The following is a 22374-nucleotide window of genomic DNA, read 5'->3' as shown; positions in this document are numbered from 1 at the left end:
TATAACCTATTTTGATTGATTTGACCAAAAAATTTCTAATAAAGATTCACATTCCGTCAAAAAAAATTATTTATCTATTCTTCTACATTCTTCTTGAGAACTCCTAAGAGTACCGTCGAGATCGCCATGCCAACCACCAGTGCCAGCAGGTAGAACAGCGGATTTCCCATGACTGGGAATACGAAGATTCCGCCATGCGGCGCCATCAGTGTGCAGTTAAATAACATGCTCATCGCTCCCGCAACACCCGAACCGACGATGCAGGCTGGAAGCACGTGTACCGGATCGGACGCTGCAAATGGAATCGCGCCCTCCGTGATAAATGCCAGACCCATGATGAAGTTGGTCGGTCCTGCCTCGCGCTCTTCCTTTGTAAATTTCTTCTTAAACAGCATGGTTGCCAGCGCAATCGCACACGGCGGTGTCATACCGCCAATCATAACAGCTGCCATCACATCGTAGTTGCCGGAGGCGATTGCCGCCGTACCAAATACATATGCCGCCTTGTTGAATGGACCGCCCATGTCGATCGCCATCATCGCCGCCAGCACAAAACCAAGAATCAGCTTACTCGAACCACCCATGCTGCTCAGACCATTGTTTAACGCCATATTGATCGCGCCCATGACCGGCTCTACGACGAAGCTCATAACCAGTCCGATGAGCAGGACGCCCACAACCGGGTAAATCAGGACCGGAGCAATCTTTTCCAGTGCCTCTGGAAGATTCTCGCACGCTTTCCGAAGCGCCAGAATCAGATATCCGGCAATAAAACCTGCCGCCAGGGCACCAAGGAAACCTGATTTTCCCTGAGAAGCAATCATGCCGCCGACAAAACCGACTGCCAGCGCCGGGCGGTCTCCAATCGCCATCGCGATGAAACCAGCCAGAATCGGGAGCATAAAGCCAAATGCCACACCGCCGACATTTTTAAACCATGCCGCCAGCGGGGTAATCGTACCAAAGTTTACACGCTGGTCGAGCGGAAGTGCATTCATATCCACACTGAAACCATCAATCAGAAACGCAATCGCAATCAGGATGCCGCCGCCGACTACAAACGGAAGCATGTGGGAGACACCATTCATCAGCTGTGTGTAAATCTGGTGTCCGACACTGCCCGATTTGCCGCCAGAGGCTGCCTTTGCCGGGCTGCTGTTTCCAGATGATGCTGCGTGGTAAACCGGTACCTCCCCGGACGCCGCGCGCTCCAAAAGCTCCGGTGCCTTGCTGATACCGTCCGAAACCTGACATTCGATCACTCGTTTTCCGTCAAACCGATCCATCGGCACCTGTGCGTCCGCTGCCACGATGATGCAGTCCGCCGCCTCGATCTCCTGTGCCGTCAGCACATTTTTTGCTCCGGCTGAACCGCGCGTCTCAACTTTGATCTTCCAGCCCTTCGCGCGTGCCGCTTTTTCCAGGCCTTCGGCAGCCATGTAGGTGTGCGCGATACCGGTCGGACAGGAAGTAACCGCTAAGATCTTCGGTCCGGCTGTCTGTTCCGTCTCTGCACCCGCTTTTTGCGCCTGAATCTCCTGACCACCTGCTTGTGCGGCATTCTCTCCATTTGTATCTGCCGCTTCTTCGCCGGAATCAGCCGCCAGTCTCTCATCGATGCCTGCCTGTTCTGCATCTGCCTTATCAATAATGGAAAGAAAGTCTTCCACCGAAGAGGCATTTCGCAGGGAATCTGAGAAATGCTCGTCCATCATGAGAACGGAAAGCTTGCTCAACACATCCAGATGTACGTTATCTTTTGTATTTGGCGCTGCAATCAGAAACAGCAGAGTGACCGGTTCGCCGTCCAGGGAGTCGAAATCCACGCCATTTTTGATGACCATCGCCGCCAGCCCCGGCTTTTTGACCGCATCACATTTTCCATGAGGAATTGCAATCCCCTCGCCGATACCGGTCGTGCTCTCTTCTTCTCTCGCATAAACCTGCTTGCGGAATGCCTCGACATCCGACAGCTTTCCGCTCGCCGCCATCAGCTCTACCGCCTTGTCCAGTGTCTCCGATTTGCTGGTGGGTGCCGCATCCAGCGATATACTTCTCGGATCCAGTAAATCAGTAATCTTCATATCTGTTGCCTCCCTATTTATGCCCGAATGTCAGGTATGCATTGCATATCCGGCAGTACATTCTGCCAGCTTCAAAAATGTCTGCATACAACCTCATCCGATTTTTGTGATTTTACAGTTCTCATACACTTTCTTTATCTCATCCTTCGTCGCCAGCTGCTCCGAAAAGGCGCTCGCGCTTCCAGCTGCCAGTCCCAAGCGGAAGGCGTGTTCATAATCTCCGCTCTCCCCGTATCCGGCCAGGAAACCGGCTACCATCGAATCTCCGGCTCCGACACCATTTTTCAAGGTTCCCTTCGGTGCTTCCGCCGCATAGACGCTTCCATCCTCCGCCAGAAGAACCGCGCCCTTGCCTGCCATCGAAACCAGCACGTTGACCGCACCTTTTTCCTGCAGCTTCTTCGCATACGGAACAACTTCCTCCCGCTCCGAGAGCTTCACGCCGAAAATGTCTCCCAGTTCATGATTGTTCGGTTTGATTAAAAATGGATGGTGTCCCAGCACATTGAGCAGCAGATCCTTGGTCGCGTCCACAACAATCCGGACGTCTCTGCCATCCAGGCGCTCCATAATCTTCTGATAAATATCATCCGGCATCGACGCTGGAATACTTCCAGCCAGCACCAACGTATCATCCGCCCCCAGTCGGTCAAGCTGGGTCATCAGCGCATCCACCGCTTCCCGCGGAATCTTCGGTCCCCGACCGTTGATCTCAGTCCCGTCGATGGATTTCAGCTTCAGGTTGATGCGGGAGACTCCCTCATCCAGGGAAATAAACTCGGCTTTCACGCCCAGCTGCTCCACTTCCTTCCGAACCTCCTCGCCGACAAACCCGGCAGTAAAGCCAAACGCCGTATTGGCAATTCCAAGGTTTTGAAGGACCGTCGAAACATTGATTCCCTTTCCGCCCGGAAGCAAAATCTCCGAATCCGTCCGGTTGGTCAGTCCGAGCTTAAAATCGCTCACTGACACAATATATCTAACGATGGATTAAAGGTTACCGTATAAATCATAAGCCTTCATTCCTTTCTTATCTTGATTGATTCTGACTGTATTATAAAATCATTTTCATTCAAAATCAATCAAACTTATTCACAAACATGCTGCCTCTTTTTGGGTTATATTGCACAATTTTGATTTTTTATGATTGTTTTTGATTGATTGTTTCGTGTGAATTCCGGCGAAACGATTGCTGTCACTGATGGAATAGTGTTTCCAAAAACATCATTTTTACTCAGCTTCATCTCCTCTTCTAATCGTAAAATCCGCCTTTGTTGACAAGGATTTCCCCATTTGCTATAGTAAATGAAGAATTTTGTAATATCTTTGTAATATTTCCAAGATGTTTTTATATCAGAAAGGATATACGATATGAACGATTCCCCTTTGAAACCTGCTTCTTCCAGGCGCAAAAAAATGGATAAAACAATGATGGCGATCTATTTCCTGATCCTTTTTATTGTGGCCGGGGCGGCTCTGCTGGTATTTCTATGCCTCTCTAAACCTTCTGATAAGGAGAACAAAGCAGGCTCTGATCCTTCCATCGCTTCTTCCAGCACCTTAAAAAACAGTCATCAGACCGGCACCGATGCTAAAAGTACGGCGAAAGCCAAAATCAAAGAAGAAAAGCCGGTCGATCCGTATGAAAATCTCGCGGTCGCCAATGTGGATGATGCGCTGAACCTGAGAGAAAAACCAGATACAGATGCCAAGGTACTCGGCACCTGCTTCCGCGGAGGCGGCGGTACCATTTTAAAACGCAAAAATGGCTGGACAAAAATCCGCTCCGGTGGGCTGGAGGGATGGCTCAAGGACGATTATCTTGTATTTGGCGATGATATCAAGCCGCTCGCCAAAGAGCTCGGTCTCTATATCGCTACCGTCAGCACACAGACACTCCATGTACGTGAGGAAGCCAGCACGGATTCTGCCATCGTCGGTCTGGCTGCCGCGGAAGACTACTATCCTGTACTGAGTCAGGAAACTGGATGGGTCAAAATCCAGCTTTCCGTTGACACCTCCGGTTACGTTTCTTCTGATTATGTCACAATCAGCGTCAAGCCAGGACGCGCAATCAGCATTGAGGCTGAGATGGCAGCGCTGGAGGCGGCACGGCAGGCTGCTGAAGAAGCTGAGCAGGCATCCAGAGCCGCCGAGGAGGCCCAGATTGCAGCCGCAAAATCGCAGGCAGAAGCAAACGCGGCTAAAGGTTCCTCCCAGACTTCGGGAAAATCTGGAAATTCTGGAAGCTCTTCGAAAAAGAGCACGGCTGCACCAGCCGCTAAATCATCCTACGTGATCTCCGCCTCCGAGAGCGACGTTTATCTGCTCTCCGCCTGCCTCACGATGGAAGCCAACGGCGGATCCTATGAAAGCTATCTGGCAGTCGGAAGTCTGATCGTCAACCGCGTCAAATCTGGCAAATGGGGCAAATCCATCTCCAGCGTCATCTACGCGGACGGACAGTTCCCAGGCGCGACCTCCGGCCTGCTTGACAAATATCTCGATAGAGGACCGTCCTCTACTGCCACCAAGGCGGCAAAGGCAGCGCTCGCCGGGGAGAATCAGATAGGCGACTACCTTTATTTTACCTCGACCAAATCAGCAAACTACGACAGCTACTCCAGCTATCAGGTGGTTGGTGGGAATTGTTTCTATAAAAAATAAAAGGCTAAAAAAGGCGGATTTAAACGCATTACATTAAACCTCATATACATTCCCATCGCCTTATGATATGATAATCATATCAGCCAAACATACAGGCAGAGGACATCTACTGTCCATACCTTATTGATAGGTACTCTCGGAGTCTTTCCTGCAAATCATCTCACAACATTAAGCACAGAAAGCTTCCGGGAGTCCATTAATTGCAAATGGAGGAAATTATGAGAAAATCAATTTATACCTTGATGGTTTCCACTCTCATCGCAGCCGCCAGCATGACCGCCTGCTCCAGCCAGCCGTCTGAAACAACCACGGCTGAAACAACTGCCGCTGAATCCACACAGGAAAACGATACATCAGCAGAAAGCAGCGATGCCAGCGAAACAACTACTGCCGGAGAAAAAGAAACCGCCCAGACAACGGATGCAGATTATGCAGAAGACGAGACTCTGAGCGAAAAAGAAATCACAGAACTTTACCGTGGTTTTGCCAGATCCCTTCAAAGCATCATCGCCAATAAAAATATGAACGATTTAGCCGAGCTGCTTGTCTATCCGTCCTACATCGGCATCGATGACGGGATTGTCGTAAATAACAGAACTGAATTTATGGCTCTCGACGCAGACAAGGTATTTACCGACGCGCTGATTGAGGCAGTCAAGACAGCCGATGTTTCTTCCACCGAACTGACCAAGGCAGGTTTCATCGTAGGCAATCCATCCGGTAAACCGGCAGTTACCTTTGGTCTGGACAAAGAGGGATCTATCGGTATCACAGGTATTAACTACTAATCAGATATAAAATAGTGAAAAAGAGCGCCGCAACACTCACAAACCGGCTTTCCATTTCTGGTAAAACCGCTCCATGAGTGCCGCAGCGCTCTTTTCTACGTTACAGCCAGACAACTGCATCCATCAATCCGGCTGACTGCTTCTTCTACATTATCCTTCAATCGCAATATATTTTTTCTGCTCGACTTCCGGTTTTGCTTCTTTCTTCGGAACAAAAATCTTCAAAATACCATGCTTAAATTCCGCCTTGATATCTTCCTCTGTTATATCATCACCGACATAGAAGCTTCTCGCACAGGAACCTGCATAACGCTCTCTGCGGATGTAACGACCGGACTTTTTCTCCTTCTCGTCCTCATCCAGTCCCTTCGCAGCCTGAATCGTCAGATTACCATCTTCCAGGGAAATCGAAATCTCTTCTTTCTTAAATCCCGGCAGATCCATCTCCAGCTCATAGCCATCTTCCATTTCCTTGATATCGGTCTTCATCAGGTTCTGTCCATGGCGTCCATACAGCTTTTTCTCTATCTTCTGTCCGGCGTTATCATCATAAAACGGAAAATCATTAAAGAAATCATCAAACAAATTTTCTCCAAAAATACTCGGCATTAACATAAGTCATCTCTCCTTTTCTAACTTCATTTCATTATGTTTATTTACCAACATTTTCGGAACCGGGACGGTCTGGGAACTTTTCTTTTCTTCCTCTTCCTTCGTTCTGGCTATGTTATAGCACTTCTTATTAGCACTGTCAAGAGGCGAGTGCTAATTTTTTTGTGAAGAATTTGTGAACGCTACGAGCCATGCACATTTCCGTGAAAGAGCCATCTTTCAAGCTTGCTTGATAAAGATGGCTCTTTCATGGAAATGTATAGGCGACAGCCCTACAGCGAGGGAAGTCTTTCCCGAGCTGTGCATGGCGTATGCCACTACTTCACAGGGATTTTTCACTTACTTTCGCACTCAATTTTCTTGGTTTGACCACATTTTTACGACAAATTCTTGGAAAAATATATTCGTCTGATTTTCTTACCACATTTTACGACAACAACTTATGTTTTATACCACAGCAGGTACGGTTTCTGGCAGGTTCATTTTAGACATCTCATTCTCCACATGAGACTTATCTGAAATATGATTATAGACATTCATTGTGATCTGTGCATCTGAATGGCCCATCACATACTGCATAACTTTGGGATTGACATTGTTCTCACCCAATCTGGTACATCCCGTATGACGAAGGGTATGCGATGAAATAGGAGGCATCAACTCCGGCTCTCGCTTCTCTTCTTCTGCCAATTTGCTTTCTTTTTTATTATAGGCATTAACAATATTTTTCAGAAAGCTGTTCACTCCCGCTGGCATAATCGGACGTCCATGCTTTGTATTAAAGATAAATCCACTGCGTCCACCTATCTCAACATTACTCTGTAAACCAAACATTAGGTTCAGTTCTCTCTGCTTACGGAACGCATCATATACCATCTGTGTCATAGGAATATTTCTGATTCCTGCATCCGTTTTAGTTTCTGAATCATGGAAACAATATCCGTCATCACCTTCATAATACACAAGCTGTCCACCTACATGGATCTCCCGGTTCTTCATGTCCACATCTGACCAGGTTAAGCCGATGGTTTCACTCACTCTCAGGCAAGCCCCAAACATAACCTGCATCATTGGAAGATGAGGCTTATACACATTACTCTGTTCAACAAACTTCAAAAGTTTTTCCTGCTGTTCCAGTGTCAATGCTTCTTTCTCCTTTGCCGGAGCCCCATAATCTCCAAGTGTTCCTGTTACTGGATTCTTGCGGATAATCCCATCTTCCACTGCCAGTTCAAAACTGGGATTCAATAAGCCATAAAGACCTTTGATCGTACTGTGTGCCAGTCCTTCATCTGACAATGCAGAAAAGAACGTCCTTACGTGAGATGTCTTAAAATCCACAACACGTAGCAAAACTTAAATTCACTGCATTTTTCCTCTTTGGCAAAAGGAAAAGCACTGTAAAACCCATAATCCAACGGTTTTCAGTGCTTTTTTCATATTACATTATTGAATATCCCTCATTCTGCCTATATAAGTGAAACTTAGCGAAACTTAAATTAAATCTCTTTCAGACAATTCAATTTGGATATTCACCGACTGTGGATTATTTCTCAGTGCACCAGTTTCCAACTTACCGCCTGCTGCCTTGCATCCACAAATCTCTTATAAATACCTTCCTGTTTCATTAATTGCTCATGTGTTCCCTGCTGTGCAATTCTTCCTTTTTCAACAACCACAATCTGGTCTGCATGTCTGACTGTTTTTAATCTGTGGGCAATCATAATAATCGTTTTTTCCTTTGTAAGTGCATCTACTGCATCCATCAGATCCTTTTCATTCTCCGGATCAACATTTGCCGTTGCTTCATCCAATATGACGATTGGCGCATCCTTCATAATCGCTCTGGCTATCGAAATACGCTGCTTCTCACCACCGGAAAGTGTGGCTCCTCCTTCTCCGATCACTGTGTCATATCCATTCGGAAGTTTGCTGATGAAATCATGACAACATGCTTTCTTCGCCGCTTCCACCACTTCCTCATGACTTGCATCCTGGCGTCCGAATTTAATATTATTCTCAATGGTGTCTGCAAACAAATACACCGACTGAAACACAAATGAGAAATTACTCATCAGACTGTTCATGCTGTAGTCTTTTACATTCACACCTCCAAGTGTCACTTCCCCGGAATCCACATCCCAGAACCTGGCAATCAGATTGCAAAGTGTTGATTTTCCTCCACCAGATGGTCCAACGATTGCTGTCGTCGTTTTCTGCGGAATAGAGAGCGATATATCATCAATGATCTTCCGTTTGTCATAAGAAAACGAAACATTAGAAAGTCTGATATCGTAATTTTCCGGCTGTATTTCTTTACCGTCGATATCCATGGTATCCAGCTCCAATATTGCATTTGCTTTATCTACACATACGCTTACCACATGTAAAAGAGATGAATAATTTCCTGCACATTCCAGACTGGCATAAAGCATAAATGCTGAAATTGTCATACCGATCGCATAAACCGCACTCATAGTTCCATTAATATAAAAATATGCACTGCAAGCCACGATCACAGCACCTGTAATTTTGGTTATCACACTTTGCAGAAAATGATAGGGCACAAACACCATTTCCATCTTTGTATTGATCTTTTCACATGCTTCATTTGCATCATTTAATCTTTTCGCCTGTTTCCCAAGCAAGTTATATGATTTAACTTCTGATATTCCCTGCAGATACTCCATGATCTGATTTACAAGCTCCATATCGCATACCACTTTTTGCTCTGAATCTTTTTTACCCGCATTCTGCATCACAGAATTGACCCCAAAGAAAATAAGTACTCCTGCTGCAGCTATCAGTCCAATTCTCCAGTCAAAAATAAACAGCATAAGAATGATCATTGATGTTTCCAGAATTCCCTGCATTGTCAGCATAACCACTCTCGCAGCCACATCGCCAAGTATTTCCATTGTATTGGTTGTAATGGAAGAAATTTCCCCGATACTATTGGAATTGAAATACCCCATCGGCAGATATCGCAGATGTTCTGCAATCTTGATTCTCATAAAAGCACTTGCATTATATCCTCCCTCTGTCTGAAGCACTGTAGAGTATCTCTTGCAGATTACGTCGACTACAATTGCAAGAACCATAATCGCAACGGAGCCTCCAATATATTTTCCTGTCGGTTTCCCACTCAGCAGACCAATCAGTATGTACATAATAGCCGGAATCTTCATTGCTGAGGCAAGAGCCTCTATGAGTCCGATCACTATCGACAGTTTAAATTTATTGCCATTTTCCCTGCCTGAAAAACGAAAGAATTTTGCCAGAATCCCAAACATATCATTCTCCCTCCTTCACCGTATCTTTTACAGAAATATGGGCATTCCACATTTCCTTATAAAGCGGGCATGACACCAGAAGTTCCTCATGTGTGCCATGTGCTGTTACATTTCCATCATTTACAACAAAGATCTGGTCACTGTCCTTAACAGTAGAAAGTCTGTGTGCTATTACGATCAGGGTCTTCCCTGCTACCAGTTTTGCGATAGAATTCTGCAGAATTGCCTCATTTTCCGGATCTGTGTAGGCAGTTGCCTCATCAAGGATCACGATCGGAGCATCCTTTAACATTGCTCTTGCAATGGAGATACGCTGCCTCTCACCACCTGACAGATGTCCTCCTGCACCTCCTACAACCGTATCAAATCCATTCTCCAACTGCATGATAAATTCATAGCATCCACTTTTCTTTGTCACCTCGATGATCTGTTCATCTGTAGCATCCGGATTTCCCTGTCTGATATTTTCACGGACTGTTTCATTAAACAGATAATTGTCCTGTGCAACATATGCAATTTTCCGATTAAAATCTGCAAATGCCAGTTCTTTGACATCAACTCCACCGATTTTGATGCTTCCGGAATCCACATCCCACAGGGACGCAATCAGCTTTGCGATGGTCGACTTGCCGCTTCCGGAAGGTCCTACGATTGCATTTACCGTTCCTGCTTTCAGCTCCATAGTTACTCCGTGCAGGATTTCTTCGTCGTGATAACCAAATCTGACATCTTCAAGAGTAACGGAGTTATCTTTTGGAACACTTTTACTTTTCTCTGGACGTTCAAGCTCCGGCTGTTCCAGAATTCCTGCCACTTCACCAACAATCACTCCGATCTTGCCAAGATCATCTGTATAGGAACCCACTGTGATCAACGGTCCAACGACTCCAAGTGATAAAATAATGCAGATGACAAAATCTGAAATCGCAAGTGTTCCATTAGCTACATAATGTGCCCCAAACGGCAATACCGTAAGAAGCGTATAAGGTGTGACCACCATCATCAGTCCATGAAAGATCGAGCACCGTTTCATCCAGGAAATAAAGGAATCTGCATAAGCCATAGCCGCCTTTGTAAATTTTGCATAAGAACTTTCTGTCTTTCCAAATGCCTTGATCACTTCGATTCCGTCAATATATTCCACTGCCGCATCATTCAGATCTTTTGTTGTCTGAACCGTTCTCTCGAAGCTTGGTTTATAATCCAGCATCATTCCAAAATAGGAAAGAAATCCCACTATAACCGGCACCAATGACCAGAGTGCCAGTCTCCAGTCTGTCAGGAAGAAATAAATCAAAATCACAATCGGTGCCAGCAGATTGGACGTGAATTCCGGGACAATATGCGCCAGTGTTGTCTCGATACTGTCGATTCTTTCCACCATAATATTTTTAAATGTACCGGAAGGTGTGTCTTTCACATAGCCAAGAGGTACCCGCGCCAGCTTGTCACAGCAGGATTTTCTTATATTTGCAAGTACTGCAAACGTTGCTTTATGTGACAATGCTGTCGAAAGTGAATGAAGCAGTTCTGCAATGATAAACGATAATGCAATCAGAACCGCTTTTGCAAGATATATTTCAAACTCCTTTTCACCATTTAAAAACAGCTTTACTACATCTGCAATAATAAAATACGGCAAAATCTTAAAAATCACATTTCCTATTGCAAGTAACACACTCCACACATAGGCAATTCTTTTTTGTCCGGCCCACGTCAGGATCCAGCTGACTGCCGACTTCTTTTTTTCTTTCACATCTTTTCACTCCTTACGTTCGTTTTATTGTTTCGTTTTATTATTTTACCTTCTGTTAGTTCGCGCTAACCAACATATAATAAAATAGGTGGTCTACTGGCATCAACCACCTGATATTATTATCCTGTCTGAACTTTATTCAGAAATCCAGAACCTGCAACACACATAACCTATTCAGAATTCCTGCATCAGTTATACTGGAAATTCAATATTCCACAATCGTTCCCAGCCACCTGTATTAAATTCTTTCAGTTGATATACATTTTTCTTTGCAGTCTCCCTGTCTATATCATGCTCAATGATCTGAAATACTGATGAAAAAAATCCCGTATAGATCATATGCATAAGGCTTTCCTCTACAATCGGTATTTTTACACCGTTCTCTTTCATCTTTTCCATATAATTCAGGCTGGACTTCATTTCCCGCTCTACCATATTGTGTATGAATAATTCAAATTTTCCACTGTCTCCGCATTTCAACAATAATCTGAAATTATCATAATGATCATAGATATAATCAACCATCTGCTCCATCCCATCACTGGATGTATCCGACATATTCCTTGTCTGATCACTGGCAGAAAGCTTTTCAAACTCCTCAACGATCTGGTCATAAATCTGATAAATATGTTCCATATAAGGATCCGTCAGTGCATCAAAAAGTGCCTCTTTCGTCGGATAATATTTGTAAAATGCGCCAGTAGTAAGTCCTGCATCTTTTACAATATTTCTTAAAGATGCTCCTGTCAAACCATCTTTCAGAAAATGTTTTCTGGCTGTATCTAATATGTTTTTCTGTGTATCTTCTGCTTTCGTCGACATTCTTTTCGTATCCTCTAAACTTCTTTTCAAAATATAACAGTGTTATATAACACTGTTATATTTTAACTCATTACAGGAATTTGTCAAGTCTTGGTGTTTCAATTTTTTATTTTCCTCGTGTATTCAGTTTCCACTCCGCAGATGCTTTCTGCAGTTTTACAAGTCTGTTCTATTCAGACAGATTTTCTGTTCCTCAGATCGTCGTTGCTCTGCTGAAGCGATTGATTCAGCTTCTGCGTTTCGGACAATTCGGTTGTCAGACACTGAATTCCTACGGTTGATTTCCGAACTTCTTCTCGCAATCTCTGCCTGTCGGACAAGATCGTCTGTTTCTCTTCTTCCAGCATCTGTATCTGCTTTTTCTGTGTCCGCATGAACTCTTTCGCTCTCTCGAAACTCTGCATTAGAAGATCTTTTTCTACTTTGAGCTTGATCGGTGATTCCTCCGGCAGCTGCGATGGCTGTGTCAAGTTCTCTGTAATAATTTCTAAGTTCTTCGGCTGCTCTGCTTTCTCTGATTTCAATATCTCTGGATTTTTTCCTATTTCTATCAAATTCATTCTCTAGTCCCTCCTTGCTGATATCCAGATGAAATGTTTTTGACAAATTGCTGTCTCTCACCTTCTTCCCATCCTGGTTCTGAAAAGTAATGTGCTTCCGTTTCTCTGTCCAATTTACATTCCATCCAAACTGTTTCATTTTTTCCTTAAACTTTTCTTTGCTGATACAATTTTCCAGTGCTTTTAACACTGCCATTGCACAATCCGCTACTAAGCTGTCTTTCACCTGCTGATGGAACAGGTTATATTTATCTTTGCTCCATGCAATGACTTCCCCTTTTTCAATCTGGCTTCTTATTCTTGAAATGGTGATTACTCATTACCGTAAAATTCTTAGTTCTCTCTACACGAAAAATCTGTGCCATTCTATCTCACTTCCTTTCCAGACAGAAAAAGACGCAAGCCACATTTCTATGACTCACGCCTTTCTCTGCACTTCATTATTAAATTGAAAATTTCCATTCTTCTTCCCTTTGTTCTAACAATTCTCTCGCATTTGCAATAGCAAGGGATAGCTTCTGTTCTAAAAGTTCTTTTGGAGGCATTTTGGTCATATACTGTCCCACATGAATATTTCCATGATCCAATTGCATTAATTCTATAGTTTCCTGTGATTTTTCTGCACATAATATAAGTGCAACCGGACTTTCTTCACCTTCCACTCTTTCATTCTTTTCCAGCCATCGCAAATACAGCTCGACTTGTCCTTTATCCTGCGGTTCAAATTCCCCAAGCTTTAGTTCAACAAGAACCAACCTTCTCAAGCCTCTATGATAGAATAATAAATCCATATAGTAGTCCTTGCCATCCAGTACAAAATGTTTCTGTCTTGCTAAAAATGCAAAATCCGATCCCATTTCCAGAATAAATTTTTCTAATTCTGCAAGAATAGCATTTTCTAAATCTTTTTCACTATAAGTATCACGTAAACCGAGAAAATCAAGCATATATGGATCTCTGTAAAAAAGATCCAGACTCATTTTTCCATCATCTCGTAATTCCGCAATTTCATTTTTAATCGTTTCTTCTGGTTTCTTCGATATTGCAGTTCGTTCATAAAGCATGGATTTTTTTCTTTCACGCAGTGTTCGCACTGACCAGTTTTCCTGCATACACATTGCAGCATAAAAATCTCTTTTTAACTCATCTTGTATTGGCAGAATCTCTACAAAATGCGACCAGGTCAATTGTTGCGACAATGTCGCAACTTTTTCGAAGTCAGGAAATTCCTGATAAAACTTAATCATTCTTGAAATTGATGTTTTATCAAATCCCGAACCATACTCCTGTTCCAGCCGTTTACTGACTTCTGCAACAACCTTTTTTCCATACTCAGGCTTATTATTTCCAGTTAACTCCACACTAAGTCTTTTTCCAATTCCCCAATTAAGAGAAATAATGGCATCATTCACAACTTTTTTTACATTAGTTTTCTTTTCCCTGATTAACGCATTTATTTCATCATAAATATTATCAATATTATCTGCTATTAATATCTCTTTTTTCATTATCGATCCCCTTCTATAACTTGAAATGCCAAATTGGCATTTCAAAACTGTCCCAACTGCTTACTGTTATATTACCCTATTTTTCTCATTCTGCCTACTGCTTTTTCATGGTCACATATAATAATGAGGTCGCATTCCACGACCTCATCACCTTCATTTAAACATAAATCAATTCCTTGAGAATAATTTCTTCCGCAATCGCTCTGTGCTGATTAACAGCTCTTACCCAGGTCATCTGATCTGCTTCTTTATCCGGCAGTGGTTCTTTTTCTTCTAACTGCTTCAGAATTACCTTTTCCCATTCTCTGGCTGCCTTGTCCACTTCCAGAAGATGCTCTCCAATGGTGTCCTGCAGAAGCATCACCTGATAAGTTGAATTTCGATGGTTTTTCAGATAATCTCTGCGAAGAAAACCATACTTGCCAAGTTGCTCCATCTGTTCACCGGATTTATAGGTGAGATTCGGGATTAGATATCCATTTACATTTGTATACGTTAATTTCATTTTATTAGCACTCTCCATTTCTCATCTTTTTTTGACCACAAATTTACGACATTTACGACAAATCTGACACTGCTTTACAATACCAGACAAAATGGCTGATGCCCCGGAAAGCCTGTAAAACAGGCACTTCTAGGATACACAAGACAGAACAAAAATCGACTTCCATTATCAATAGGTGAGTGCTAATTATTTGTGAATATTTTGTGAAATTATCAATCCTTTTTCTCTCTATTGATACTGCCACACTAAAGAGGATAGGAGAATTCTTGCAAAGTGTTGTTAAAAAAGTAAATCTCTAATATTATTCTTATACTATTTCATAATCAAAACCGTCGCCAGAATACAGACGAATCCAATCAACTCTGCCGGTGTAAAAACGGAATTCAGCCAGACCGCTGACAGGCACGCCGCCGTCAGCGGTTCCAGGCAGGCAAGCACCGAAGCGCGCACCGGTCCCGTCAAAGAAACTCCCTTTAAAAAAAGAGTATACGCAACCGCACTTCCCAGTATCACAAGCACACCCAGATAAAATGCGGCATGACCGTCCAGCTCCGCCGGAACTTTCCAGATGCGGACGGCTCCCGATATAAACACGCCGCCGATAAACATTCCCATCCCGGTTGCAGGAATACTTCCCCACTGATTCACCGGATTTTTTGAAAGCAGGAAATACGCAGCTGCGCCGACACCTCCCATGATTCCCCAGAAAAGTCCCTTCGCCGTCAGTTCCATGCCGTCCAGTCTTCCTCCCGTCGCGATCAGCCAGACTCCAAAGAATGCCAGACAGATACAGAAAAACGTCCGTTTCGTGGGCAATGTACGTTCTGCCGCGCATACAAAGACCGCCACGAAGATAATCGATAAATTCTGCAGCACCGTCGCCGTTCCCGAATTGGTCCATTTGATTGCATTTAAGTACGCATACTGGGACAGCACCAATCCCAGAAACGAAAACAGCACCATCTGAGCCATCTCTTTCTTATCCTGAACCAGTGCCCGCACCGGCAATTTTCCCTTCGCAGCGGCAGCAAGCAGAAGAATCGTCCCCGCCCCCAGCATTCTAAGCGCCGTCACCCACGCCGCATCGATCGGGTAGGATGAAAACAGTGCCTCCCCGCATGTTCCCGAAAATCCCCAGCTAGTCGCGCCGATCATGCAGCAGAGAGCGCCGAGGCGGGCAGACGAAGAAGGAACTTCTGTGGAATTTGATGCCTGTTTTTCTGTGGCATGATTCGACTCCTTGATGTTCATTTGATTCTTTCCATCTCTATTCCTTTTTAACATCTTTCATTTCTCCACTATTCTTTTATGAGTTTCGTTCTTTTTCATTGACTTTATCATTATATCGGTATTATCTTTATTTATATATAAAAATATCGGCTTGTTTTTTCATTATATTGAGGTTATTATGATTACAAACTATCTTTCCATAAATTCTGACCGGGAGGAAAACCTGATTCGTATTTTCCCGGATTTTCCGGTTTCGGTGTACCGAACCGACTTTTCCGATCCGTCTTATCAGCTTGTGAGCTGGCACTGGCATGAAGATTTCCAGTTCTGCCTGGTCGAGCGCGGCGAGGTCTGTTTTCAGACGCCTGGTTCCAGATTCCCGATTTCGTCCGGCTGCGGTATTTTTTTAAACCGACGGCTCGTCCACAGCGCTTTGCCATTGACTCCGGATTCCTCCTACTACTGCATCAATTTTTCCCCGGCGCTTCTGACTGCTGCCAGCGGGGCTGCTTTGTCGGATGCGATGGTTCTGCCCCTTTTGAATGAGGAAACCTTGTCTTTTTTCCAGTTTGACGCCCTCACACCCGACGGTTCTCTGCTGACGGACTCCATCTGCCGTATTTTACAGCTTTCAGAGAATCACACACCTGAAAGCTCGTTTCAGGTATATGGTATCCTGTTTTCCCTCTGGATCATCGCCTGGCGCTTTCTCCGTCAAGACGAATCCACGTTCAATAAACGCGGCGATACTTCTGCCGCCAACAGCCGCCTGAAAGAGATTTTCCACTACTTGCAGGCGCATTACTCGCAGAAAACCACCCTGCGCGAGATCTCTGACGCAGTCTGCCTCTGTCCGGAAGAATGTGAACGTTTTTTCAAACGGATGACTGGCATCACGATTTTCCAGTATCTCCTTGAATACCGGATCAAAAAAAGCCAGGAGCTTTTGAACAACTCCCGCCTATCTATCGCGGAAATTGCCCAAAGCTCCGGCTTTACAACACAAAGCTACTATTCTTCCTGTTTCAAACGCCTGACCGGATGTACACCGGGGGCGTATCGTAAGCGGAAAATTTCTCTTATAACTTTTCTTTAAGGAATTGCTTCTTCTTGAAACTTCCTTAACCGTGTTCTCATCCGATTCTTTCCATACACAGCACAAACGAGACACTTTGCATCCCTGTTTTATCAGGGATTGCAGTTCTTACATGGTTCATATCCCTCTGCAATCACTTCATCGCGCGTACCGGTAAATTCCTGCCGGTTTGCCGCCTTCATCTGGGTGACAGATGTGCAGCTTGGAAGATGAAATTTTTTCGAGTTGGTATTGAGAATGTAGGTCTGAACCGTCGCGCTGCTTCCAGAGGATCCAGCGCCGCCTCCCGACGAACCAGCTGCTCCCGATCCAGCCGATTGATTCTGGCTGCTGCCATTTCCAGCCGTTCCCTGTCCGGCTGTGCTTCCCGCACTTCCAGAACCGTCCGCCCAGCTTTCTCCTGTCGCATAATCGATCGCAATACCCGGCTGGACATTATAGACGTACACGCAGAACAGCACTCCCTCGCCCTGATCCTCGACGGATTCCGCCTCCATCAGGACGCCGGAGGCAACCAGATTATCGCCCTCAAAAACCGGTGTCACGCGGTACATGACATGGTTTCCGGTTTCTTTCACGTAATCGGCTGTCAGATTTTCAAATGGCAGCATTCCCTGTACGTTCAGATAGCGGGTTCCGGTAATCAGGTTTTTGACATTAGCATTCTCCGCCGTGAGCTGGTAGCCGATCAGATGACAACGGTTATAGAGATACTTTCCATCCACATTGTCATACTTCGCCGTATGCCAGCCCGTCGGCTTGACTTCCCCGATCGAGCCGCGCTTCTCCGTCGGCATCGTGTCCTGCGAAACCGAAGCATATGCCACGCCGCAGCGCCCCAGGCTGTCCAAATCACTGTAACTCTCAAATGATACATCCGTCAGGTCCGCATCGGTAAAATACGGCACATTTCCATTGACTGCCACATACGGCTGACCGGAATATGCCGGTACATCCGCCAGATTAAATGACGTTCCCGAAGCAGAAGATACACGGTTTCCACCATTTTCTGACGATGACACCGCCTGCGAATCTCCGTCCGCACTTTCCGCCTGATTTTCCTCCGCGCTGACACTTCCGTTTCCATTCAGACTTTCCTCTGGAATCTCCTGCGCGCACGCTGAAACAGACAGCATCGCCGCTGCAGCCAGCCCCAGAAGCCACATTTTCAATTTTCTCATATGAATTTCTGCCTTTCCGTTTAAGCCTATCCCTTTCAGAGCCATGTAGATTTGCGCGTTCTGGCGCCTGATTTTCAGGTGCAGAACCGGCTCTTTTTTATATTTGACTTGTTTTTTATGTTTTTCTTACTCTTTTATATTGTACTTACTTTTTATGTATATTTTTTACCTGCGCACATACCGCTCTTCTGTGATTTTCTCATGCGAGGAACCCGCATATTCCTGCGTTTCTGCCAGCTTCCAGCTGCCCAGATCCATCTTAAAATACATATCTGCCGGATAATCCCGGTTCCAATGACAAAGAATCACTTCTTCGATCCGGCTCTCATACGGAACAACATCCTTGTTCTCGACAAAACAGTACTCTCCCGGCCCCGCCTTTTCCAAAAACGCTTCATCTGCCTGAATCTGCCCAGATTGCCCCAGTTGCCCGGATTGTTCCTGTTCTTTCGGCATATTTCCATTCACCTGTAAAAACTGTTTCTGGCTGTATGCATTCATCCACAGTTTTTTCCCACCTGTCAGCTCCATAATACGCTTTCTAAGCACGCGGTCCTGGCTCTGCCGTCTGTGATTGAACATCATGCCGTTCTGATTATCCACACATACAATTATCTTCATCTCTCTTTTTCTCCCTTTTTCTATCTGCTGTACGTTTCATGTTTCCCAAGGAATCAAAGCAAGCGTCAGCTCCTCCATCCAAGTCCGCAGATTGGGACGCCTGACTGCCAGCGTGTTGACAATCACCGATCGTACACGCACCGGCATCGTTTCTCCTTCTTTCACCAGCCTGCTCACATCGTTTATGACATAAAAATTGCCATTCTCATATCCCAGATACATCATCACATGTCCCGGAAAATATAGAAGTGTGCCCGGTTCTAATGCTCTTAAAATCTGCTTTTTTTCTGAGCAGCGCCGCCCCGCCAGCTCTATTTTTCTAACTGGCATCTGCAGCTGACCGGTCGTATTGCGAGGCAGGATCCATCCAAAACAGCGGTACACTTCCCGGATATAGGAAGAACAATCCCGGCTCTCCAGCATTCCGCCCCAGCCGTAGCGGTCTCCCAGACACTTGAACGCCTGTTTAATAATCTCCTCATTTGTCAAGCTCAAATATCCCACCGATACGTCCCGGCTCATCGGAATCAATCCTTTTTGCCGGAAGAAACTGCCATCCGGAGCGCGGCATGGAAGCCAGACGATGTAATTATTCCAAGACAGTCTGTTCTGTACCCTCTGTTCTGCCTGTGCTTCTGTTGTCTCTATTAGCGCTCCTGTCCCTTTTATTCTGTTTGTTTCTATTGTTTCTTTTATCTCTGGGATTCCTTCTTCCACGCACAATTCCAACACCGTACCCATCCGAAGCCGGTATGCACTGGTTCCCGGATAGACCGCACTTGCTTCCAGCCAGACCATGTCCCCTGTCACTACTAACGGATGGATCGGAAATGCCGCCATCAGCCATTCCGCCCGGTTCCGGCAGACTGCCACCGACTCTGCCGATATCCAGCCCTCGCTGCATTCATTCCGGACATACAGATAACTCTCCTCCTGCACCGAACCCAAAATCAAAAGCGGTTCCCCGACCATACAGAGACAAAGTGCTGCCTCATCCCACTCCGGATCGGATGGATCCTCCTCATCGGCTAAAAAAGTCTCCATCGGAAACTGTTTGATCAACCCCTGTGAAGTCGCGATTCCATATTTGATATGAACATTTTTATTCACAGAATTTTGAGCATCACGCACAGTCCAATTTATACCCTGTATCCCAAATGATAAGAAATTTCCACACCATTTATCATAAACAACTCTCTCTTCTTTGGCAAAGGCTTCATTTTTCAAATCATGCATTTCCGTTCCAGATGTCCGTAAAATCCGTGCATTCAAATCTTCAATTTCTTCCGGCGTCATTTTTACTGATTCTGACACATTTTCTATATCGATCCAATGCTCTGCCTGGCATTGTTCCTTCGAAACATCTGGTGCGAATGATAAAAAAGACGATCTCATATGAACTGATCCAAAACAGCCTGCTTAATTTTCGTATCTTTTATATGATGCATCTTTCTTTTTTATACACAATAAGGAATCGGCAGCACCCTCAGCTGGCGTCTCGTCGTTTCCGAAAGTGCCCCCAGCTGACTGACCAGCAAATCCATCAGATCCTCGCCGTCCATGGCATATCCACTCTAACTCACATTACTTATACTCAATCACATACCAAATCCAGAACTACCTCTTGCGTCTCACATTCCCACAAAAGGCATCTGCTTCCACGATTGAGTCCCCAGATTTAGTAATTCTCCGCATGTACCTCGAAATAAGCCTGCGGATGCGCGCATACCGGACAAACTTCCGGTGCTTTCTCTCCTACTACGATATGACCGCAGTTGCGGCATTCCCATACCTTCACTTCGCTCTTCTTAAATACTTCCTGTGCTTCCACATTGTGAAGCAGGGCACGGTAGCGCTCTTCATGGTGCTTTTCAATCTCCGCTACCATACGGAATTTCGCTGCCAGTTCCGGGAATCCTTCTTCCTCAGCCGTCTTGGCAAATCCATCGTACATATCTGTCCACTCATAATTCTCTCCGTCTGCAGCAGATGCCAGATTCTCTGCGGTATTTCCCAGACCGTTTAATTCCTTAAACCACATCTTTGCGTGTTCTTTCTCATTGTCCGCGGTCTTTAAAAAAAGGGCGGAAATCTGCTCAAATCCCTCTTTTTTTGCCTTGGATGCAAAATAGGTATATTTATTTCTCGCCTGTGATTCGCCGGAAAAAGCCTCCCTCAGGTTCTTTTCCGTCTGGGTTCCTGCATATTTGTTAGCCATTGCGTTGTCCTCCTTTTAATTGCATGAAAACAGTTCATCTTTTCTTTCTATTATAGCACGCTTGAATGTTTTTAATATATTTTTCAAAAGCATTTTTTTCCAAAATCCAGACAATCATTATCATCGGCTAAGCCGGTGTTTTGTTTTTCGCCCTATAAGAGCTCTTTTCCTGTGCTGGAGCCTAAAGACTCATCGAAAGGTTCGTCAGCCACAACATCAATTACTTATTAAACGCTTCTGCTGTATTTGGCAGGCTTGTCACAAGAATCATACTTGCCACAAGCATCGCCGCTATTTTCTTTCTTCGTTTTATCATTGTCTGCCCCCGTTCTTTTTCCGGTGTTATCCTAATTATTATATGTTGTGTAAATCGTGTTTTTGGTGAAATTCATGCGTACCTTCCTTGGTCTCGTGAAAATCCGGTGTTTTTCTATCAGCACAAAAAAAGCAGCAGGATTCCTCCCGCTGCTTTAAAATCTATTTATTTTTTCGTGTGCTTATACGAATTTTCTGCATTCCCTACCGCGCAAACGCCGAAATCATTATGGCTTACAATGTTGGAGCCGATGCCACCCTGTTCTCTATCCATTCCAGTAACATGATTATAAATCAGTTTTCCGTATGGGAAACTACTCATGCGCCAACTATGGCCGATGCCGATTTCCCAATCGTTATATTTACTTAGATCCACATGATTTGGATCCGGCACATTTACGCTGCTTGCGGTATACAGGCATTCTTCGCAGTGCGTTACTTCACGGCCATCAATTTCGAGCACACCCCGCTTATTTACATAATATCCATCCGGTGTCACGGTATCTGCAAGAAGATAGCCTTCATCATTCAGCGCAATCGCTTCTACGTCCGTATTGTCGTAGCCTAAATAATACCATCCGCCATGTGTATGGCTCCAACGTGGAGCGCCAACAGCATCTATCATGTAAATGTTGGTGACGCCATTGTTCCACTCCGGTTTTGAAGTGTCAATTAATTTTCCAATCGCTTCATTCCTTATTTCTGCGTTTCTTCCACGATACAGATAATCAATGATCTCCTTTGACGATGGTCTATTGGTATTTGCTGTACCTGTAGCCTGTGCTGCCGCAGCGCCTATGGTCTGTACGACACCATTTATGGTCCACTGACCATCGGCATTTACATCATATCCATCCGGTGTCTTCCCATTTGTTACGATGTATCCGTTCGGAGTGAAATAGTAGCACTCTGAAATTCCATCCTTGTTTCCATCAATCCACTGCCAGCCATCGTGATACCAGGTTGTTCCGGTGGCATTCGTTCCGTACCACCATCCTGTTTCATTCTTCTGCCATCCGATCGGGTTATCTGCAAACACCGGAACAACCATGATGAGTGATAATGTAAGCGCAGATAACGCGATTAACTTCTTTCGTAACTTCATCGATTTCTCCTTT

The 22374-nt window shown here is 44.8% G+C and carries 18 protein-coding genes and 1 pseudogene; 3 read left to right on the top strand and 16 right to left on the bottom strand.

What is annotated here, in order from left to right; translation table 11 throughout:
* Positions 1-74 precede the first annotated feature (74 nt).
* Both DWX76_RS02615 and pfkB read right to left on the bottom strand, forming a co-directional pair.
* A complete protein-coding gene (locus DWX76_RS02615) occupies positions 75-2084 on the bottom strand; it encodes a PTS fructose transporter subunit IIABC (RefSeq protein ID WP_118570064.1) in 2010 nt (669 codons plus the stop codon).
* 93 nt (positions 2085-2177) lie between these two features.
* Positions 2178-3097, bottom strand: a pseudogene (gene pfkB, locus DWX76_RS02610) (1-phosphofructokinase).
* 403 nt (positions 3098-3500) lie between these two features.
* On the opposite strand from pfkB, the gene DWX76_RS02605 reads away from it, so the two are divergent.
* Together DWX76_RS02605 and DWX76_RS02600 are read left to right on the top strand one after the other, a co-directional pair.
* The gene (locus DWX76_RS02605; RefSeq protein ID WP_243022435.1) at positions 3501-4751 is read left to right on the top strand and encodes a cell wall hydrolase; all 1251 of its coding nucleotides are present in this window, start codon (positions 3501-3503) and stop codon (positions 4749-4751) included.
* Between the two features lie 218 nt (positions 4752-4969).
* Entirely contained in the window at positions 4970-5539 is a 570-nt protein-coding gene (locus DWX76_RS02600; RefSeq protein WP_117796343.1) for a hypothetical protein, read from the top strand.
* A gap of 150 nt (positions 5540-5689) precedes the next feature.
* Here DWX76_RS02600 and DWX76_RS02595 read toward each other — a convergent pair whose 3' ends face one another.
* From DWX76_RS02595 to DWX76_RS02550, 9 genes are all read right to left on the bottom strand, one after another.
* Positions 5690-6154 carry an Hsp20/alpha crystallin family protein gene (locus tag DWX76_RS02595; protein ID WP_022359203.1) on the bottom strand — a complete coding sequence of 155 codons (465 nt, stop codon included), beginning with the start codon at positions 6152-6154 and terminating at the stop codon, positions 5690-5692.
* Between the two features lie 444 nt (positions 6155-6598).
* Positions 6599-7492: a tyrosine recombinase XerC gene (locus DWX76_RS02590; RefSeq protein ID WP_242995772.1), complete on the bottom strand. Its 894-nt coding sequence runs from the start codon at positions 7490-7492 to the stop codon at positions 6599-6601.
* 212 nt (positions 7493-7704) lie between these two features.
* A complete protein-coding gene (locus tag DWX76_RS02585) occupies positions 7705-9444 on the bottom strand; it encodes an ABC transporter ATP-binding protein (protein ID WP_118472112.1) in 1740 nt (579 codons plus the stop codon).
* A gap of 1 nt (position 9445) precedes the next feature.
* Positions 9446-11200 carry an ABC transporter ATP-binding protein gene (locus DWX76_RS02580; protein ID WP_118570063.1) on the bottom strand — a complete coding sequence of 585 codons (1755 nt, stop codon included), beginning with the start codon at positions 11198-11200 and terminating at the stop codon, positions 9446-9448.
* Between the two features lie 192 nt (positions 11201-11392).
* Entirely contained in the window at positions 11393-12052 is a 660-nt protein-coding gene (locus tag DWX76_RS02575; RefSeq protein WP_243022434.1) for a TetR/AcrR family transcriptional regulator, read from the bottom strand.
* A 126-nt stretch (positions 12053-12178) separates the two neighbouring features.
* A complete protein-coding gene (locus tag DWX76_RS02570; RefSeq protein ID WP_181357169.1) occupies positions 12179-12778 on the bottom strand; it encodes a hypothetical protein in 600 nt (199 codons plus the stop codon).
* A gap of 247 nt (positions 12779-13025) precedes the next feature.
* The gene (locus tag DWX76_RS02560) at positions 13026-14090 is read right to left on the bottom strand and encodes a PDDEXK nuclease domain-containing protein (RefSeq protein ID WP_118570061.1); all 1065 of its coding nucleotides are present in this window, start codon (positions 14088-14090) and stop codon (positions 13026-13028) included.
* 157 nt (positions 14091-14247) lie between these two features.
* A complete protein-coding gene (locus DWX76_RS02555) occupies positions 14248-14595 on the bottom strand; it encodes a TnpV protein (protein WP_117796340.1) in 348 nt (115 codons plus the stop codon).
* Positions 14596-14907: 312 nt separating this feature from the next.
* A complete protein-coding gene (locus tag DWX76_RS02550) occupies positions 14908-15879 on the bottom strand; it encodes a DMT family transporter (protein ID WP_118570060.1) in 972 nt (323 codons plus the stop codon).
* 124 nt (positions 15880-16003) lie between these two features.
* On the opposite strand from DWX76_RS02550, the gene DWX76_RS02545 reads away from it, so the two are divergent.
* The gene (locus tag DWX76_RS02545; protein ID WP_118570059.1) at positions 16004-16921 is read left to right on the top strand and encodes a helix-turn-helix domain-containing protein; all 918 of its coding nucleotides are present in this window, start codon (positions 16004-16006) and stop codon (positions 16919-16921) included.
* A gap of 92 nt (positions 16922-17013) precedes the next feature.
* Here DWX76_RS02545 and DWX76_RS02540 read toward each other — a convergent pair whose 3' ends face one another.
* From DWX76_RS02540 to DWX76_RS02520, 5 genes are all read right to left on the bottom strand, one after another.
* A complete protein-coding gene (locus DWX76_RS02540; protein ID WP_118570113.1) occupies positions 17014-18102 on the bottom strand; it encodes a DNA/RNA non-specific endonuclease in 1089 nt (362 codons plus the stop codon).
* Between the two features lie 165 nt (positions 18103-18267).
* Positions 18268-18723: a ribonuclease Z gene (locus DWX76_RS02535; RefSeq protein ID WP_118570058.1), complete on the bottom strand. Its 456-nt coding sequence runs from the start codon at positions 18721-18723 to the stop codon at positions 18268-18270.
* Between the two features lie 36 nt (positions 18724-18759).
* Positions 18760-19833 (bottom strand): C40 family peptidase, encoded by a 1074-nt coding sequence (locus DWX76_RS02530; RefSeq protein WP_182427268.1) that lies wholly within the window; start codon positions 19831-19833, stop codon positions 18760-18762.
* 568 nt (positions 19834-20401) lie between these two features.
* Complete coding sequence (gene rbr / locus DWX76_RS02525; RefSeq protein ID WP_118570056.1) at positions 20402-20941, bottom strand: rubrerythrin; 540 nt, start codon at positions 20939-20941, stop codon at positions 20402-20404.
* Between the two features lie 481 nt (positions 20942-21422).
* Positions 21423-22361: a hypothetical protein gene (locus tag DWX76_RS02520; RefSeq protein WP_118570055.1), complete on the bottom strand. Its 939-nt coding sequence runs from the start codon at positions 22359-22361 to the stop codon at positions 21423-21425.
* Positions 22362-22374 lie beyond the last annotated feature (13 nt).

The organism is Clostridium sp. AF21-20LB (assembly GCF_003478795.1).
Classification (GTDB): Bacteria; Bacillota; Clostridia; order Lachnospirales; family Lachnospiraceae; genus Otoolea; species Otoolea fessa.
This window is presented reverse-complemented; position numbering and strand designations above follow the sequence as displayed.

Excerpts from the sequence above, each read along its gene's own strand:
- DWX76_RS02550 (WP_118570060.1), bottom strand. The coding sequence starts at position 15,879 with ATGTTAAAAAGGAATAGAGATGGAAAGAATCAAATGAACATCAAGGAG.
- DWX76_RS02555 (WP_117796340.1), bottom strand. The coding sequence starts at position 14,595 with ATGAAATTAACGTATACAAATGTAAATGGATATCTAATCCCGAATCTC.
- DWX76_RS02560 (WP_118570061.1), bottom strand. The coding sequence starts at position 14,090 with ATGAAAAAAGAGATATTAATAGCAGATAATATTGATAATATTTATGAT.
- DWX76_RS02540 (WP_118570113.1), bottom strand. The coding sequence starts at position 18,102 with ATGAGAAAATTGAAAATGTGGCTTCTGGGGCTGGCTGCAGCGGCGATG.
- DWX76_RS02535 (WP_118570058.1), bottom strand. The coding sequence starts at position 18,723 with ATGAAGATAATTGTATGTGTGGATAATCAGAACGGCATGATGTTCAAT.
- DWX76_RS02545 (WP_118570059.1), top strand. The coding sequence starts at position 16,004 with ATGATTACAAACTATCTTTCCATAAATTCTGACCGGGAGGAAAACCTG.
- DWX76_RS02520 (WP_118570055.1), bottom strand. The coding sequence starts at position 22,361 with ATGAAGTTACGAAAGAAGTTAATCGCGTTATCTGCGCTTACATTATCA.
- DWX76_RS02585 (WP_118472112.1), bottom strand. The coding sequence starts at position 9,444 with ATGTTTGGGATTCTGGCAAAATTCTTTCGTTTTTCAGGCAGGGAAAAT.
- DWX76_RS02570 (WP_181357169.1), bottom strand. The coding sequence starts at position 12,778 with ATGGCAGTGTTAAAAGCACTGGAAAATTGTATCAGCAAAGAAAAGTTT.
- DWX76_RS02615 (WP_118570064.1), bottom strand. The coding sequence starts at position 2,084 with ATGAAGATTACTGATTTACTGGATCCGAGAAGTATATCGCTGGATGCG.
- DWX76_RS02605 (WP_243022435.1), top strand. The coding sequence starts at position 3,501 with ATGGATAAAACAATGATGGCGATCTATTTCCTGATCCTTTTTATTGTG.
- rbr (WP_118570056.1), bottom strand. The coding sequence starts at position 20,941 with ATGGCTAACAAATATGCAGGAACCCAGACGGAAAAGAACCTGAGGGAG.
- DWX76_RS02600 (WP_117796343.1), top strand. The coding sequence starts at position 4,970 with ATGAGAAAATCAATTTATACCTTGATGGTTTCCACTCTCATCGCAGCC.
- DWX76_RS02595 (WP_022359203.1), bottom strand. The coding sequence starts at position 6,154 with ATGTTAATGCCGAGTATTTTTGGAGAAAATTTGTTTGATGATTTCTTT.